At 72.8% G+C, this 15866-nt stretch carries 14 protein-coding genes; 6 read left to right on the forward strand and 8 right to left on the reverse strand.

Going from position 1 to position 15866, the window contains the following annotated elements; translation table 11 throughout:
• The first annotated feature begins 33 nt into the window (after positions 1-33).
• From ACZ4D5_RS23505 to ACZ4D5_RS23520, 4 genes are all read left to right on the forward strand, one after another.
• Positions 34-654: a carbonic anhydrase gene (locus tag ACZ4D5_RS23505; protein ID WP_467774342.1), complete on the forward strand. Its 621-nt coding sequence runs from the start codon at positions 34-36 to the stop codon at positions 652-654.
• 8 nt (positions 655-662) lie between these two features.
• A complete protein-coding gene (locus tag ACZ4D5_RS23510; RefSeq protein ID WP_467774343.1) occupies positions 663-1307 on the forward strand; it encodes an L-threonylcarbamoyladenylate synthase in 645 nt (214 codons plus the stop codon).
• Between the two features lie 108 nt (positions 1308-1415).
• Positions 1416-2258, forward strand: coding sequence for a mycofactocin-coupled SDR family oxidoreductase (locus ACZ4D5_RS23515; protein ID WP_467774344.1), 843 nt, complete (start codon positions 1416-1418; stop codon positions 2256-2258).
• Between the two features lie 33 nt (positions 2259-2291).
• On the forward strand, positions 2292-3959 hold the full coding sequence (locus ACZ4D5_RS23520) for an amidohydrolase (RefSeq protein WP_467774345.1): 1668 nt from the start codon (positions 2292-2294) through the stop codon (positions 3957-3959).
• 13 nt (positions 3960-3972) lie between these two features.
• On the opposite strand, the gene ACZ4D5_RS23525 is transcribed toward ACZ4D5_RS23520, so the two are convergent.
• The 4 genes from ACZ4D5_RS23525 to ACZ4D5_RS23540 form a co-directional block, all read right to left on the reverse strand.
• Positions 3973-5301, reverse strand: coding sequence for a serine hydrolase domain-containing protein (locus ACZ4D5_RS23525; protein ID WP_467774346.1), 1329 nt, complete (start codon positions 5299-5301; stop codon positions 3973-3975).
• A gap of 134 nt (positions 5302-5435) precedes the next feature.
• Complete coding sequence (locus ACZ4D5_RS23530) at positions 5436-6146, reverse strand: C39 family peptidase (protein WP_467774347.1); 711 nt, start codon at positions 6144-6146, stop codon at positions 5436-5438.
• A 64-nt stretch (positions 6147-6210) separates the two neighbouring features.
• Positions 6211-6855, reverse strand: a complete 645-nt coding sequence (locus ACZ4D5_RS23535) for a peptidoglycan-binding protein (protein ID WP_467774482.1) — start codon at positions 6853-6855, stop codon at positions 6211-6213.
• A gap of 358 nt (positions 6856-7213) precedes the next feature.
• Positions 7214-8206, reverse strand: a complete 993-nt coding sequence (locus ACZ4D5_RS23540; RefSeq protein WP_467774348.1) for an ArsR/SmtB family transcription factor — start codon at positions 8204-8206, stop codon at positions 7214-7216.
• 251 nt (positions 8207-8457) lie between these two features.
• Here ACZ4D5_RS23540 and ACZ4D5_RS23545 point away from each other — a divergent pair, with 251 nt between their 5' ends.
• Positions 8458-9759 carry an MFS transporter gene (locus tag ACZ4D5_RS23545; RefSeq protein WP_467774349.1) on the forward strand — a complete coding sequence of 434 codons (1302 nt, stop codon included), beginning with the start codon at positions 8458-8460 and terminating at the stop codon, positions 9757-9759.
• A gap of 12 nt (positions 9760-9771) precedes the next feature.
• Here ACZ4D5_RS23545 and ACZ4D5_RS23550 read toward each other — a convergent pair whose 3' ends face one another.
• Entirely contained in the window at positions 9772-11556 is a 1785-nt protein-coding gene (locus ACZ4D5_RS23550) for an AfsR/SARP family transcriptional regulator (RefSeq protein ID WP_467774350.1), read from the reverse strand.
• A 235-nt stretch (positions 11557-11791) separates the two neighbouring features.
• Between ACZ4D5_RS23550 and ACZ4D5_RS23555 the strand changes: the two genes are divergently transcribed.
• Positions 11792-12376: a hypothetical protein gene (locus tag ACZ4D5_RS23555; protein ID WP_467774351.1), complete on the forward strand. Its 585-nt coding sequence runs from the start codon at positions 11792-11794 to the stop codon at positions 12374-12376.
• A gap of 168 nt (positions 12377-12544) precedes the next feature.
• On the opposite strand, the gene ACZ4D5_RS23560 is transcribed toward ACZ4D5_RS23555, so the two are convergent.
• Genes ACZ4D5_RS23560 through ACZ4D5_RS23570 form a run of 3 tightly spaced genes read right to left on the reverse strand, consistent with a single transcriptional unit; the run spans position 12545 to position 15848 of the window.
• Complete coding sequence (locus ACZ4D5_RS23560; protein WP_467774352.1) at positions 12545-13849, reverse strand: MFS transporter; 1305 nt, start codon at positions 13847-13849, stop codon at positions 12545-12547.
• The gene (locus ACZ4D5_RS23565; RefSeq protein ID WP_467774353.1) at positions 13846-14538 is read right to left on the reverse strand and encodes a response regulator; all 693 of its coding nucleotides are present in this window, start codon (positions 14536-14538) and stop codon (positions 13846-13848) included. Before ACZ4D5_RS23565 ends, ACZ4D5_RS23560 begins: the two co-directional genes overlap by 4 nt.
• On the reverse strand, positions 14535-15848 hold the full coding sequence (locus ACZ4D5_RS23570; protein WP_467774354.1) for a sensor histidine kinase: 1314 nt from the start codon (positions 15846-15848) through the stop codon (positions 14535-14537). The genes ACZ4D5_RS23565 and ACZ4D5_RS23570 overlap by 4 nt, the downstream gene beginning before the upstream one ends.
• Positions 15849-15866: the final 18 nt, after the last annotated feature.

Below are 15866 nucleotides of genomic sequence, written 5' to 3' on the forward strand. Positions count from 1 at the left end.
CGCGCGTGACAGGCGACTCGTACAGTTGAGCGCATGCCTCGTACTTCTCCCTCGACCGCTCTCGACACTCTGCTCGCCGGCAACCGGCGTTTCGTCAAGGGCACGCAGGACCACCCCAACCAGGACGCCGCCCGCCGCGCGCAGCTCGCACCCGGGCAGGAGCCGTTCGCCGTCGTCCTCGGCTGCTCCGACTCGCGGCTCGCCGCCGAGATCATCTTCGACCAGGGACTCGGCGACCTGTTCGTCGTGCGGACCGCGGGGCACGTCCTCGGCGCCGAGGTGCTGGGCAGCGTCGAGTACGCCACGAGCGTGCTCGGCTGCCGGCTGGTCGTCGTGCTCGGCCACGACTCGTGCGGCGCGGTCGCGGCCGCCCGCACCGCCGTGGAGGACGGCCTGCCCGCGGCCGGATTCGTACGGGACGTCGTCGAGCGCGTCACGCCGAGCATCCTGGCCGCCCGCGCCGCGGGTCTGACGGAGGACAGCGACATCATCGACGAGCACATCCGGCACACCACGAAGCTGCTCATGGACCGCTCCCGCGTCCTGGCGGACCAGGTGGCGTCGGGCGAGGTGGCCGTCGTGGGCCTCGGCTACCGCCTGGCCGAGGGCAACGCGCGGCTCGTCGCGTCGCACGGCGTCGAACAGACCTCGTGAACGACCCCATGGCACAGCACCACGACTGCTCGGATCCGTCGGCCCGTTCGGCGGGGATCGACGCGGCGGTGACCGCGGTCGGCCAGGGCGACCTCGTCGTCCTGCCGACCGACACCGTCTACGGCGTCGGCGCCGACGCGTTCGACCCGCGCGCCGTCGCCCGCCTGCTCGCGGCGAAGGGGCGGGGCCGTCACAAGCCCTCCCCTGTCCTCGTCGGCTCGACGGACGCGCTCGGCGACCTCGTCGGGGACCTTCCGGCCACGGCCGAGGACCTGGTCAAGGCGTTCTGGCCGGGTGCCCTGACGCTGGTGCTCCGGCACCGGGCCTCGCTCTCCTGGGACCTCGGCGAGACCGGTGGCACGGTCGCCGTGCGGATGCCGGACCATCCGCTCGCGCTCGAACTCCTGGCCGCGACGGGCCCGATGGCGGTCTCCAGCGCGAACCTCACCGACCGGCCGTCGCCGGAGACCTGCGAGGCGGCCTTCCGCATGCTCGGGGACTCCGTGTCGGTGTACCTCGACGGCGGCCGGACCGCGGGCCCCGTGTCGTCGTCGATCGTCGACCTCAGCGGCGACACCCCGGTACTCGTCCGGGACGGAGTCCTGCCCGCCGCGGCGCTCGCCGAGGTCGTGCCCGGCCTGATCGTGCCCTGACCACCGGTTTCCGCCACCTGCTGATCCCACGTCAGCTCCCCGCCACTCCCGGCCGCGCCCCCGGTGGAAACGCTGGCCAGGCCGACTGCCGCGCGGTACATCACAGAGATGACCCATGAGGAGACCCGGACCACGAAGGGACGTCTTGACGGCAAGGTGGCCTTCGTCACCGGCGCGGCCGGAGGGCTCGGCCGCGCCCACGTCCGTCGGATGGCGGAGGAGGGTGCCGATCTGGTCGTCGTGGACATCTGCCGGCCGGTCGACACCGTGCCCTACCCGCAGTCCACTCCGGAAGAGCTGTCCGAGGCGGTCGAGGAGGTGCGCTCCCTGGGCCGCCGCGTCGTGGCGCGGCGGACGGACGTGCGCGACCGGGCCGCCCTCCAAGAGGCGTACGACGCCGGGCTCGCCGAGTTCGAGCGGATCGACGTCGTGGTCGCCAACGCCGGTATCGCACCGCTGCTGGTCGAGGACAGGGTGCAGGCGTGGCACGACGCCATCGACGTCAACCTCACCGGCACCTTCCACACCGTCGAGGTGGCCGTCCCCTCGATGATCGAGGCCGAGCGGGGCGGCTCGATCGTGATCGTCAGCTCCACCGCGGGCCTTGTCGGCATCGGCGGGGCCAGCAACGGCGGCCTCGGATACGCCGCCTCCAAGCACGGTGTGGTCGGGCTGATGCGTACGTACGCCAACAACCTCGCGCGGCACAGCATCAGGGTGAACTCCGTGCACCCCACCGGTGTGGCCACGCGCATGGTCGCCGACCCGGCCATGGCCGAGTTCGTCGCCCAGGACCCGATGCTGTCCGAGGGGTCGCCCAACGCCCTTCCGGTGGACACGATCGAGCCGGTCGACGTGGCCAACGCGGTCCTGTGGCTGGCCTCGGACGAGGCCCGCTACGTCACCGGCGTCACGCTGCCCGTCGACGCCGGATTCATCAACCGCCGCTGAGCCGCCGGGCAGGACGAGTGGAGGTGGAGCGCCATGACCGATCAGTACGCGGACACGATCCTGGTGGGTGGGCAGGTCAGGACGCCGACGGGCTGGGCCGAGGGGCTCGCCGTGCGCGCCGGTGTCATCGAGACGGTCGGCGGCGGCGAGGACGTGCTGCGGCGGCGCGGACCGGACACGCGGGTCCTCGACCTGGCGGGCGACACCGTTCTTCCCGGTCTCCACGACCTGCACGTGCACCCGATCTACGCCGGAGTCCGCGAACGCCGCTGCAAGATCCCGCAGGGCTCCGACCTGACCGAGACGCTCCGCATCGTGGCCGAGCACGTGTCCCGGGCCGCCCCCGGCGCGTGGGTCCTCGGCGGTCAGTGGGACGCGTCCGCCCTCGGCGGCACCCCGCACCGCACCCTCCTCGACGCGGTCGCCCCCGACCGGCCCGTCCTCCTGGAGGACACCAGCGGGCACAGCTCATGGGCGAACAGCGCGGCGCTCCGGCTCGCCGGCATCGGCCCCGGCACACCCGACCCGTTGGGCGGCATCTTCGAGAGGGACGCCGCGGGCCTGCCGAGCGGCATACAGCGCGAGACCGCCGCCGATCTGCTCGCCGCCTCCGCCCCCAAACCGTCCGACGACGAGGTCGAGGCGGCCCTGGAGTGGGCCCTGGGGGAAATGCTCTCCTACGGGATCACGTCGTTCACCGAGGCCGCGGTCGGGTTCACCGCCGGGCCGCGGGCCGAGTTGCGTGCCTACACCCGGCTCGCCGCGCGCGGGGCCGTCAAACAGCGCGTACGGCTCTGTCTCGCGTGGTCGCCCCACGATCCGGTGTGCGAGGAAGTGATCGCGCACCGGAACCTCTGCGCGAGCGGCCGCGTCGCGCCCGACTGCGTGAAGATCTTTCTCGACGGGGTGCCGACCGACAGCCACACGGCGGCGATGATCGAGCCCTACAAAGACACGGTGGAGGGACGGGACACCGAGGCGGGGCGGCACGGAATGCTCGCGATCGCGCCGGCGGTCCTCGACCGTGCGGTGACCCGTTTCGACCGGATGGGCATCACGGTCAAGTTCCACGCGGCGGGCGACGCGGCGGTCAGAGCGGCCCTCGACGCCATCGAGGCCGCCCGCGCGGCCAACGGCCACGGCCCGTACATGCACAACGTGGGACACTGCACGTTCGTCGCGAAGACCGACATCGAGCGCGCGACGCGGATCGGCGCCACGTTCGAGGTCTCTCCCTACCTGTGGCGCCCCTCCCCCATCTGCTCCGACATCGCGGCCGCCGTCGGCGCGGAAGCGGTCGAACGGGCGTGGCCGGTGCGCGAGATGCTCGAAGCCGGCGCGCTGGTCGTGCCGGGCTCGGACTGGTGCGTCGTGCCGTCGGTGAACCCGTGGTCCGCCATCGAAACGCTCGTCACCCGGCGGGAGCCGGGAGGCGGCTCCGACTCCTTCGGCGCGTCCGAGGCCATCACGCTGGAGCAGGCCTTCGACCTCTTCACCGTCAACTCCGCACGCCAGGAGGGCATGACGCACCGCGTAGGGCGCATCGAAGAGGGCATGCTCGCCGACCTCGTCGTGGTGGACCGGAACCCCTTCGAGGTGCCGATCACCCAAGTGCACGGCACCGAGGTCAGGATGACGTTCATCGAAGGCGAACCGGTCCACGAGGCGGGGGCGCGACGGTCCGGGGCGCCCCCGCGGTGACGCCCGCCCCTTGCTAGCGCCGCAGTTGCTCGGGGGCGACGAGGCGAGGCGGCACCGGCGACGTGCCGGGGGCCTGCTCGGCCGGGGCGCTGCCCAGCGCTTCGCCCATGTAGCGCAGCAGCGCGTCGCCGATCGGGTTCGGCAACGGCGTGCCGTCGTCGTCGAACCGCTCGTACTTCATCAGGTTGTAGCCGATCGCGACCTGGCGACGCCCGTCCTCGGTGGACAGCGCCCAGGTCCCCGCCCCGAACACCCCGCCGTCGTGGCCCCAGTACCAGCCGCCGCCGGGCCACTTGAGGGTGTACAGGCCGAGGCCGTACCGCATCGCCACCTCCTGCCCCGGCTCGGGCTCGTACGCGGGAACCGTGGTCTTCATCTCCCGCAGCTCCGCCGCGCCGAGCAGCTTCCCGCCCAGGAGCTTGCGGTAGAAGTCGTTGAGGTCGCTCGTCGTGGAGACCATCGCACCGGCCGTCCCCGCCCAGGACATGTCGTAGACGCTGTAGTCACGTGCCGGTTCGATGGCGCCGTAGAACGACTCGTACATCTTGGCGTGCGGCCCCTGGATGCGGGCGGAGCGCGGGAAGTACGTGTGCCGCAGTCCGGCCTTGCGGATGACGTTCTTGGTGATGTACGCCTCCGGGTCCTGGCCCGTGACCTTCTTCAACAGCAGCCCGGCGATGATGTAGTTGGTGTTCGCGTACGCGTGCTTGCCACGCGGAGCCCGCGGCTGGGCCGCGAGGCCCAGGCGGACCAGTTCCTCGGGATCCATCGTGCGGAACCGGCCCTCGTCCAGGGCCTGTGCCGGGTCCGTCACCAGCTTGGGGAAGGCGGGCAGTACGTAGTCCGCGATGCCGCTCGTGTGGTTGAGCAGCATCCGCACCGTCACCTTCCTCCCCCGCTCGCCCGGCACGAGCTGCGGAAGGTAGTCGCCGATCGGGGCGTCCAGGTCGATCCGGCCCTTGGCCACCTGCTGGAGGACGGCCACCGCGGTGAAGGTCTTGGTGACACTGCCGATCCGGTGCTCGAAGTCGGGGCGCGTCGGCCGCCCGCTGTCGATGTCGGCGACGCCTGCCGCGCCGCTCCACCGCTCGGCACCGTCCCTCACCGACGAATAGGCCCCGTACATCCCCGCCTCGTGGAACGCGTCGAGGGCGGCGCGCAGCGCCTTCCGGTCGAGCTGGGACGTGGTGGAGGCGGCGGACGCGGGGGCGGGGGCCGATAACGGGGTGGCGGCCCCCGCCGGAAGCGCGCCGACCGCGAGCGACAGGAGGGCCGCCGATGCCACGGCGGCCAGACGCGCCCTCCTGCGGTGGGGGCGAGGGCTGGGGTGGGTGTGAGGCATGGGATCCCGTCTCGAATCAGGTGTGCGCAGTGGACGTCCCCATCCTCATGCGCGCCATGCCCCTCGCGCCTCCACCCTCTGAATGATCTTGTGTACAGGAAGAGATGACGTTTGTCAGGCGTCAGGGGCGCCGGTCAGGCCGCGTACCCCTTCGGCGGGATCAGGCCGGCCAGTTGCTCGAAGGAGAGCCAGTAGATCTGGTTCCCGCCGAAGGAGGCGGGGTCGGCGATGAGCACCGTGCGGTTCGCCTCGTCGTACCCGATGGCCGTGAAGTAGTGGTAAATCGTCTGGTCCGAGGGGTAGCCGGGCGGCTGGTTGCCGGGCGGGGCGACGATGTTGGTCACCAGCGGGTAGTTGTTGTCGATGTCCAGCACGATGTCGTTCCACAGCAGGTCCTTCTGGGCCTGGGTGGGCGGGTCGTCCGGCATCTCCTTGGTCTCGTACCAGCCGGTGCCGAGACGGGCGTTGAGCACGCCGGTCACCTGGCTGATGTGGTCGGTGCCCGCCTCGGTGGTGCCGAGCTGGGCGGCGAGGTCGGCCTGGCTGGGCGGGGCGATGCGGGCGGACAGCGCGATGCGGGTGGCGGCGGGGCCGCACCAGTAACCGGTCTCCTGCACCTGGTAGTCGACGGGGAGGGTGTGGGCGCTCGCGGTCCGCGCGCCCTCGACGCTCAGGCGGGTGCCCGCCTCGTTCCGGCCGCTGACGACCGCGGTTCCGTCCTCGGATCCGTGGCCGAGCACGGAGACGGCGCGGGGGCGCGCGGGATCCGCCTGGGCGGCGGCCGGTGCGACGAGGGCGCCGGCCGCGGCCGCGGCGACCGCCATGGAGACAACTCTCCTACGCATGGGGGCTCCTGGGGTGGGGGCTGAGTGGGGACGTCTGCGTGGGGGCGCCTGCGTGGGGCGTGTCTCAGGGGATCGGCGGGACCGACGGCCCTTCCTGCGCGAGCAGGTCACGGGCGAACTGCTCCCACTGGGCGTACCGGTCGGGGTAGGCCGAGACCTGCACGGCCTGGCAGACGTCGCCCGGCGGCATCGTCTGCCAGCCGTCGATCTGGATCAGGCCCGGGTTGCTGCCGAACGGGGCCACTCCGTAGAAGGACTTGGACGACGTGGCGACGTCGGTGATCTGCTCGGGCGTGCCCCAGCCCGTGCTGGGTCGCTGCTGGAAGATGCCCAGGGAGTCGTGGTCCACCGGCGTCAGGTAGTTGACGAACTTCGACTCCTGCATGGCCGTCATCAACGCGATGACCTGGCCCTGTTCCGGGATCTGGGCACCCTTGCCGACGCCTATCACCGTGCGGGCGTTGCCGAGTTCCTCGGGGCCGAGGTCGGCCGCGGTGCGGAAGGTCCGGTGCAGCTCGGCATCGGAGGCGTGCCGCAGCGCTCTCGCGGTCGTGCCGTCGACCGTGCCGGTCCGCGGCAGCCCATGGCGCTCCTGGAACCACGTGAGACCGTGTCCTGGCGCGGCTGCCGCGGTGCCGGAGGCCGGGCCTGCCTGCGCCACGCCGGGCGCCGCGAACAGGGCCCCGACGGCGGCGAGTGCGGCAGCCATGACCGCGGTGCGGCGTGGAACGCCTCGGCGGGCGCGACGGTGGGTGCGGTCGTGGCCGAGGGCACGGTCGTGGGTGTGGGTGTGGGTGTGGGTGTGGGTGTGGGTGTGGGCACGGTCCTGCGTGATGGTGCGGGCGTCGGTGGTGCGCAAGTCCACTCCTTCGTCGGGTCGTCGGGTCGTCGGGGTGTCCCCCGGCCGAGCGCGACGAGAAGTCAACGGCGCGCGTACAGCACGCTGTTGGGACGCAGCACGGTGGGGGACGCGCCTGCGACAGCCCGGTCAGCGTCCTAGCATGCCCATGCCATCCACAACCGACGAAAGCCCAGGCTTACGGCGCGGATGGCGCACCCGCCCCCGGCTACCCCCTGTCGCCGCGCTGACAACTGCGCAGCAGCGCCCGCCCCTCCGCCGTCGCCACGTGCAGCGACCTCCCGCGCCCGCGGACCGTCGTCACCAGACCGGCCCCGCGCAGCACCTTCATGTGCTGGCTTATCGCGGGGTGGGTGACCCCCAGGAGACGGGCGAGTTCGACGATGGTGGAGCCGGAGCGGACCGCATCGAGGACGGCGGCGCGGGTGTGTCCGACGAGCGCCCCCAACGCGCTGTCGTCCGGGCGGACTTCGGGCGCGGGGCGCGTCCAGTCCCCCGCGTGCTCGATGGGGTACACCAGCACGGGCGGCAGCGCTCCGTCGGCGAGCGTGATGGGCGTGGGCCAGCAGAAGAACGACGGCTGCAGGACGAGTCCGCGCCCGTCGAGTCGCAGCTCGTGCGCCACGGGGTAGTCGGCTTCGAGGACCGGTGGCCGCCAGCGGAACTGCGGGCCGAGACCGGCGAGGAGTCCGTCGGTGCCGCCGTCCAGGAGACTGCGCATCCGCAGCATGCGGTCGGCGTCGACGTGGACACGGACGTGCCGCCAGAACGGTGCGAGCACTTCCAGGTGGTACGTGTGGAGCGCCCGCCCCAGCTGTCGCAGGATGTCACCGTCTCCGCCCGCCAGCGCGTGCGTCCATCCCGGCAGGCGGCGCGACGCGGCCACCCGCTGGAGATCGGCGTGCAGGCGCGGCCGCGGCGTGCGTACGAGCGTGTCGACCGCGGCCTCCAGCGTCTCGCCGCCGCCGTGCGTGGGGGTGAGGAAGTCCGGTGAGTTCCCGTGCGGCGGCAGGAGCGGTGCGAGGAGTCGACAGCTTTCCGGGAGCCGTGGCCGCGCCCACCGGCGCCACTCGCCGAACACCCGTGCCCCGTCCCGCCGTTGCAGGGTCTGCACGCTGTTGCTGATCTCCCACAGGTGGTCGGGCCCCGGGGCGACCCGCACCCGTGCCAGGTCCTCGGACGTGAAGTACACGCGCAGCATGGCCGGTTGCTCCCCCGTGCATCGTGCTCGGCTCGATGGACGCCGCGGCTCCGCGCGGCAGGGTCCAGGCGACCGCCGCGGGGCCGCCGCTGTCAAGAACGCGGCGGAGACCGCGCTTGCCGAAGTACCTGACGCCCATCGTCACTTCCGTACGCCCGTGCTCTCCGTACGCCCGTGGTCAGGGAATTCGGTGACGCCTGCGGCCGAGGACGGCATGGACGCACTGTGGAGCGGATGACACCATCTGCCGGATGGTCGACGCCGGCAGAAGACATTCCTCGATCTGGCACAACCGTGAGTTCCTGCTCTTGTGGAGCGGGCAGACGGTCAGCGAGACGGGAACGCAGATCACCGTCCTGGCCCTGCCGTTGGTCGCCGTCGTGCTGCTGGACGCCACTCCGTTCCAGGTCGGCCTGTTGGCGGCCGCCGAGACCAGCGCGTACCTCCTCGTCGCGCTGCCGGCCGGGGCCGTCGTGGACCGCGTCGCCAAACGACGCCTGATGATCGGGTGCGACGGCGCGCTGTTCCTGGTGATCGGCTCGGTGCCGCTCGCCCACGCCCTCGACGCCCTGACGCTCGTCCACCTCTACGCCGTCGCGCTGGTCTCCAGCGTGCTCTCCGTGTTCTTCGCGGTCGCCTACCAGGCCTACCTGCCCGTGGTCATCGAGAACCGCCAACTCCTCGACGCCAACGGCAAGCTCGCCGCCTCCCGGTCGGTCGCGCAGGTCGCCGGCCCCAGTACGGGCGCGGGCCTGGTGACCCTGGTGGGCGCCGCGGGGGCGATGGTCGCCGACGCGGTCTCCTTCGCGCTGTCCGCGAGCGCGCTGACCGCGATCCGCACCCCCGAGCCACGCCGGAAGGGCTTCCCCGGCCCGCGTCCGACGATGCGGTCCCAGATCCGCGAAGGGCTCGACCACGTCTTCCGTGACCGCATCCTGCGGAACTCGGTGGCGTTCAACGGCACGGCCAACTTCTTCGTCATCATCGTGGAGACACTGGGCCCGGTGTTCCTGATCCGCACCCTCCACCTGCGCCCCGGCCTGGTCGGACTGCTCCTCGCGCTGGGGGCCGTCGGCGGCGTGGCGGGCGGCGTGGCGGCGCGGCGCCTCGCCCGGAGGTTCGGCTCCGCGCGGATCAGCTGGATCTCGATGACCGTCCTCTCGCTGCCCGGCCTGCTGATCCCGATGGCCGGATCCGGCTGGCGGGTGCTGCTGTTCGGCTTCGGCTGGATCTCGTGGACCTTCTCCTCCACCGTCGCGGGCATCTCGCTGACCAGTTACCGCCAGGCCGCCTGCCCGCCGGAGCTGCTCGGCCGCGTCAGCGCCGCCGCGCGCTGGATCACGTGGGGCACCCTGCCGGTCGGCGGACTGGTCGGCGGCGGGCTCGCCACCGCCTTCGGCGTCCGGACGACGTTGTGGATCGCCGTCATCGGCGGCTGCTGCGCGGGCCTTTGGCTGTTCTTCTCGCCCTTGCGGGGCATGCGCGACATTCCACTCAGCGCACCCGAGCCCCGCCCTGAAGCCGCAACGGCAACGGCAACCGAAAAGCCGTAGGAGCACTGCGGTTCATCCACGACCGGCGAGATGAAGGGCCAACTCCCCTCTCGCCAGATGGACTTCGCCCCGTGCCTGATGGTGCCCGCTGTCGACGGCGCAGCGTTCGGCACGGTCGAGGAGAGCGCCGGCCTCCTCAGGGTCGCGGGCCAGTCGGACGCGGGCGAGGGCCACGCAGGCGAAGCTCAGCGCCGCCTCACCAAAGGGTTCGGCCAGTTCCACCGCGGCGCGGGCGAGCTGTTCGGCCTCGGCGAGCTCGCCTCGGAGCAGGTGCAGTTCGGCGAGGTTGGCGCGCTCGAAGGCGGTTGCCGTCGGACGAGCGGCACGCTCGGCCAGCGCCAGGGCCCGGCGGCCGTGCGTGAGGGCTTCGTCGAGGCGGCCCGCTCGACGGGCGTTCTCCCGCAGGACGGACAGGACCCCGGCGAGAAGCGCGGGATCGCCGCAGGCCTCCGCCGGGGCCAGGGCCTCTTCGGCGGGGGCGATGGCCTGCTCGAAGCGGCCCGCAAGGCCGAGGCAGGTGGACTGCTGGGCCAACGCGCGGGCCCGCAGGGCCAAACCGTCCGCACCTTCGACGGAGACGCTCGCGTCCTCTGCCGCGCGCGCGGACGCCAGCGCCTCCTCGTACTCGCCCGCGTAGAAGCCGACCATGGCCCATGCGAGGTGGTGCGCCCCGATCAGGGCGGCACAGGCGTGCGGCCCCGGCACGTACCTCCGCAGCGTGGCACGCGCCTCTTCCGGTGTCGCGCTGCGGCACAGCACCTCGGCGAGACGGGCCGCCGTCAACACGCGGTCGCCGTGGACGCCGTACCGCTCGAAGATCGCCAGCGCCTGCCGCAGCGCGCGGGCGGCCTCCTCGTAACGCCCCGACCGCTCAAGGGACTTGGCCCAGTCGAGTCGCACCCGTGCCGCGTCGGTCTCGGCGCCGCGGGACCCGACGTCACGGGGCACGAGGTCGTGGCGCTCCTCGGTCGACGCGGGATGTCGCGGGCCGGGCGTCCTAGGGGTGCGCAGCGCGGCGTCGTACAGGCGCACGGTCTCCTCGGCCGGGCGGGCACCGAGCTCGCTGTCCAGCGCCGCCGCACAAGCCTCGTACTGCGCGATGGCCGCCCGCCGCGCCCCCTTGCGCAGATACGCCTCGATCAGCACCTGATGGGCACGCTCCTCGGCAGGGCTGTCCTCCAGGGCCCTGCGGGCGACGCGCTCCGCGCCGTCCAGATCCCCATCGGCGAGCCGGGCCTCGGCCAGTGCGAGTCGGACGCGGCGGCCGAGCCCCGCGACGCTCTCGCGGCACGGTTCGGCCCACGGGGCGTAGCGGTCCTCGGGCAGCGGTTCACCGGTGAACGCGCGCAGGGCGGCGGCGAGTTCGGTTGCGGAGCCTGCGGCGAGGGCCCGCCGCGCGAGCGTCCGGGCGTGGTCGACGTCGACCCACACCCGATCAGGGGCGAGCCGCAGCAACGCACCGTCACCGATCAGATAGGCGGAGGCGGCACGGGGCGCCAGTTCCGGCTCCAGCGCACGCCGGGCGGCGTGCAGGGCGACGCGCAGACTGCGCAGGGCGGCCGCCAGTTCGGCCTCCGGCCAGCACACCGCCATGATCTGCTCTCGGTGCAGCTGGTGGCCCGGGGTGACCGCGAGCAGCTTCACCAGCGTGCGCGCGCCGGGCCGTGGCCAGCGCGCGACGGTGTGCGCGCCGCCCTCCCGTGACGTACGGAATCCGCCCAGAAGGCGCACGCGGAGCAGCGGCGCGGCTGCCGGGGTGCGCGCCGCGGTGTCGCCCGTCTGTGCTGTCGCGCTCATCGGTCACGCACCCTACAGCCCTCCGGCCGGATCGCCAGGGGCAGTTACGGAGATGTCACTGGCCGGAAAGCGAGGGTCGTTCCGGCACGTCAGAGCCTTGTCGACGGGAGATCAGGACAGTCCCGGAGGGCGGAACGCCAGCCATGGAACCGGTGTTGACCTCGGGAAAGCCGGTGCTCAGGATATGAGCGTTCACATCACGCCCACCCCCCACGTCCCTCCCTGAGGAGGCAGTATGAAGCGCTCCCGAGCCGCCGCCGTCGGTGCCCTGATCCTGCTGGGCACGACCGCCGCCGTCGCCCACGCGGCACAGGGCGGGGCCCCCGATCATGGGCCGAAGGCCCGCTCGTCCGCCGCCACTTGGTGCGAGCGGCAGGGCGGCACGGCGCAGAAGCAGTACCCCTACCGCGTGGACCCGGCCACGCAGAAACCGGTCCGGCTCGGCGGCGAGCGCGAGATGTGCACCTTCACCGCCGACGACGGCTCCAAGATCATGATCGCCGCCGATACGCTCGGGGCCGACAAGGAGACGCTGGCCCAGCGCGCCTACCTCGGCAAGCCCGCCGACCCGGGCGGCGGCGTCGGCAACCCCTCCATCGCCTACTGCCACGCCATCAACGGCACCGCCATGTACGGGCCCGGCAAGCTCGACAGCGGCGGCTGGGGGCCCAAGGGAGCGACCAAGACGGACCAGGTGATCTCCGCCTGCATGTTCGGCGACGGTTCGGTCATCGACGCGTGGGGCCTCAAGTACCACACCGGCGGCGTCATCCGCGGCGCCGACCTCGCGGACAAGTTCCGGGCCACGAAGAGCTCCTGAACCGGGGCGCTGCGGCATGCTCGTGAGGCCCGTCCCGCAGGGCGGTGCCGCGTCGCCCATGGACGGCAACGCGGGTGGCGCGGGCGCCCCTGCCGCGCTCCTCGCGCGCGTGGACCACACCGGTCAGTGGACCTCCGGCGCCGTCCCCGGCCGGAGCCGGCCCCGGGCTCATCGGGCTTTCCGGCCGGCGGACTCCCCGACCGCGGCCGGGGCGGCGTCAGGCGTGCCCCGGCCCTCCACCCTGCGCAGACTGCGGATCGCCGGGACGGACAGCAGCGCCACCGCCACGCCCACGGCCATCACCGCGTTGAACCCCAGCACCTCGCGCGCCCCGAAGAGCTCCGACGCGGGACCGGCGAGGGCCTGCCCCACGGGCAGCATCGCCACCGATCCGGCGACGTCGTAGGCGTGCACCCGGCTGCGTACCTCGGTCGGCACCTGGGTCAGGATGCTGGTCGTCCACATCACGCCCCAGAAGGCGTTGGCCGCACCGGCGGCCGCGAGCCCCGCGGCGATCAGCGGCACCGGAAGGCCGAGCGCCACCGACGCCGGCTGCAGCCAGTACAGCAGCAGCGCCACGGACCCGGCCCGCAGGGGCCGCACCGGCCGCACCCGCATGGCGACGAGCGCACCGGCCACCATGCCCGCGCCCATGGCCGAGTTGACGAGGCCGAGCGTGCGGGGGCCGTGCTCGGCGACGACTTCGGTCGCGATCAGCGGGATCATCGGCCCCCAGGACGAGAGCATGAGGACCATCCAGATCACGATGACGCCCCAGAGCCAGGTGCGGGACCGGAACTCGTGCCACCCCTGCACCAGATCGGACCGGAAGGACTTCTCCTTCGCGGCCACGGACCGGTCCGCGGCCGGCAGCCGCAGCAGCGCCAGGCACACGGCGCTCGCCAGATACGTGAAGGCGTACACGAGGAAGACCCCGCCCGGCTCGGTCAGCCCCACCAGCGCACCGGCCACCGCGGGTCCCGCCATGGTCATCAGGGACTCGATGGTGCGGATGGCCCCGTTCGCGCCCTGCACGTCCGCGGCGATCCGCGGGATGAGGGTGGGCAGGCCGGGCTGGAAGAGGGCGGCGCAGATGCCGTTGACGGCGGAGAGCAGACAGATCTGCCAGACGACGATGTGGCCGGTGAAGAAGAACCCGGCCATGACGGCTTGCACGACGACGCGTACGAGATCCGCCTCGATCATCAGCACCCGGTTGTTCACCCGGTCGGCGATCACCCCGCCGAAGACGACGAACCCGGCGAAGCAGGCCGTCATGCTGGCGAGGACGGCCCCCACCACCCCGGCCCCGTACCCGCTCAACACCAGGCCGGCGGCCAGCGCCACCGGGGCCATCATGTCGCCGAGCCGGGCGACACCGCGGGCGACGAAGAAGAGCGAGAAGTTACGGGACCACAGGCCACCTGGCCCGGCGGATATGTCCTCCGGGGAACCGGTCGATCCTCGGGTCACTCCTGGGCACCCCCGCCCGGTGCGATCAGTCCCGTCTCGTAGGCGAAGACGACGGCCTGGACACGGTCGCGCAGGTCCAGCTTCGACAGGATGCGGCCGACGTGGCTCTTGACCGTGGTCGGGCTGAGGAACAGCCGGGAGGCCAGCTCGGCGTTGCTCAGGCCCCTCGCGAGCAGGCGGAGCACCTCGAGCTCGCGCGGGGTCAGACCGGCCAGGTCGCGGTGCGGGGCGGCGGTCCGCGGCGCGTCCTGAGGGGCGAAGCGCTCGATGAGCCGACGAGTGATCGTGGGCGCGAGCAGGGCGTCACCCGTCCGCACCAGGCGCAGGGCGGAGACCAGGTGCTCGGGGGCGACGTCCTTGAGCAGGAAGCCGCTGGCGCCGGCCGTGAGCGCGGCGTACACGTAGTGGTCGAGGTCGTACGTGGTGAGGATGATGACCCGCGCTCCGTCCGGCCCCGCCTCGCCGACGATGCGCCTGGTCGCCTCGATGCCGTCCATCTCCGGCATCCGGATGTCCATGAGGACGACGTCGGGCCGCGTGCGGCGGACCGCCGCGACAGCCTCGGCCCCGTCGGCCGCCTCGGCCGTCACGTCGATGCCGTCCGCGGCCAGGATCATCTTGAACCCGGTGCGTACGAGGGCCTGGTCGTCGGCGACGACCACGCGCAACGGCGCCTGTGTCACGGTCATACGGCGCTCCGCGGGATGCGGGCCACGACGCGGTAGCCGCCGGCGTCCGTCGGCCCGGCCGTCAACTCGCCCCGGTAGACGGCCAACCGCTCGCGCAGCCCCATGAGGCCACGTCCGTTGCTCTCCACCGGCGGGGCGTCCGCGGCGCCGCCGGTGTCCGTGACGTCGATCTCCAGTCGGTCGTCGGTCCACCCGATGGCTATGGACGCCCGCGCGCCGCGCGCGTGTTTCACCGTGTTGGTCAGCGCCTCCTGCACGACGCGATACGCCGCGAGGTCCACCCCTGGTGGCAGCGGATCCGGCGGGAGCGACACCGTGACGCCCACGGGCGTCCCGGCCGCGCGGACCCTTGCGACCAACGCGTCGAGCCGGGCGAGCCCGGGCTGGGGCTCCAGGCCGTCGGGTCTCTCGTGGTCCGGGGCGGCCAACAGGCCCATCACATGCCGGAGTTCGGCCATGGCGGCCCGGCCACCCGCCTCGACGGCCAGCAAGGCCTCCTTCGACTGCTCGGGCACCACGTCCATCACCTTGCGGGCTGCGCCCGCCTGGATCACCATCACGCTCACATTGTGGGTCACGACGTCGTGCAGTTCGGCGGCGATACGGGAACGCTCCTCCGCGACGGCCCGGCGCGTGGCCTCCTCCTGGGCCTTCTGGAGGGTCGCGACCCGCTCCCTGCTGGACTCCAGACGCAGTTGGAGGAAGCGGACGAGGCTGGCCAGCATCCCGGCCACCAGCAGCACGAATCCCGGGCTCGACCATCCCGGCAGCACGGGGTCCGCGTCGCGGAAGGCGACGCCGGACAGCGCCGCCGCGATCACCAGGACGGCGATCGCCGCTGTCCGGTGACGGCTGTGCACGACGGCGCTGTAGGCGCCGATCACACAGGCCAGGACGGTGATCCAGGAGGCCGAGCCACCGATGGCCAGTGCCGCGGCGAGGACCACCACGAACTGGGTCAGCGGATAACGGCGCCGGACCGCCAGCGGCAGCGTCGACAGGACGACCAGGGCCCAGGGCACGGAGGCGCCCTCGTCCGCCGCGGGCGCCTGTCCCGGATCGGGTGCCCGACCGGGGGCGGGCGGCGGGGGCGGGCCCGGAATCCCGGTCCCGGTATCGGCCCGCGGGCCGATACCGACCGGCCCTTCGCCGGGATGACGCACCGCCACGAACAGGGCGATGACGGTCAGTACGACCGCCAGCACCACATCGGCGCGCACCGCTCGCCGGGACAGCGGGGCCGCTTTCGCCTCCGGGCGCAGCGCGTCGACAAGCTGCTGGTGCCGGCCGCGCCGGTCCTCCGTCTCCATGCGTTCATTGTGCTGCCC

Source organism: Streptomyces sp. NPDC025651 (assembly GCF_055558735.1).

Coding starts and splice junctions, on each gene's coding strand:
- ACZ4D5_RS23510 (WP_467774343.1), top strand. CDS start 663: ATGGCACAGCACCACGACTGCTCGGATCCGTCGGCCCGTTCGGCGGGG.
- ACZ4D5_RS23505 (WP_467774342.1), top strand. CDS start 34: ATGCCTCGTACTTCTCCCTCGACCGCTCTCGACACTCTGCTCGCCGGC.
- ACZ4D5_RS23550 (WP_467774350.1), bottom strand. CDS start 11,556: ATGAGCGCGACAGCACAGACGGGCGACACCGCGGCGCGCACCCCGGCA.
- ACZ4D5_RS23570 (WP_467774354.1), bottom strand. CDS start 15,848: ATGGAGACGGAGGACCGGCGCGGCCGGCACCAGCAGCTTGTCGACGCG.
- ACZ4D5_RS23535 (WP_467774482.1), bottom strand. CDS start 6,855: ATGGCTGCCGCACTCGCCGCCGTCGGGGCCCTGTTCGCGGCGCCCGGC.
- ACZ4D5_RS23545 (WP_467774349.1), top strand. CDS start 8,458: ATGGTCGACGCCGGCAGAAGACATTCCTCGATCTGGCACAACCGTGAG.
- ACZ4D5_RS23515 (WP_467774344.1), top strand. CDS start 1,416: ATGACCCATGAGGAGACCCGGACCACGAAGGGACGTCTTGACGGCAAG.
- ACZ4D5_RS23525 (WP_467774346.1), bottom strand. CDS start 5,301: ATGCCTCACACCCACCCCAGCCCTCGCCCCCACCGCAGGAGGGCGCGT.
- ACZ4D5_RS23540 (WP_467774348.1), bottom strand. CDS start 8,206: ATGCTGCGCGTGTACTTCACGTCCGAGGACCTGGCACGGGTGCGGGTC.
- ACZ4D5_RS23530 (WP_467774347.1), bottom strand. CDS start 6,146: ATGCGTAGGAGAGTTGTCTCCATGGCGGTCGCCGCGGCCGCGGCCGGC.
- ACZ4D5_RS23565 (WP_467774353.1), bottom strand. CDS start 14,538: ATGACCGTGACACAGGCGCCGTTGCGCGTGGTCGTCGCCGACGACCAG.
- ACZ4D5_RS23555 (WP_467774351.1), top strand. CDS start 11,792: ATGAAGCGCTCCCGAGCCGCCGCCGTCGGTGCCCTGATCCTGCTGGGC.
- ACZ4D5_RS23520 (WP_467774345.1), top strand. CDS start 2,292: ATGACCGATCAGTACGCGGACACGATCCTGGTGGGTGGGCAGGTCAGG.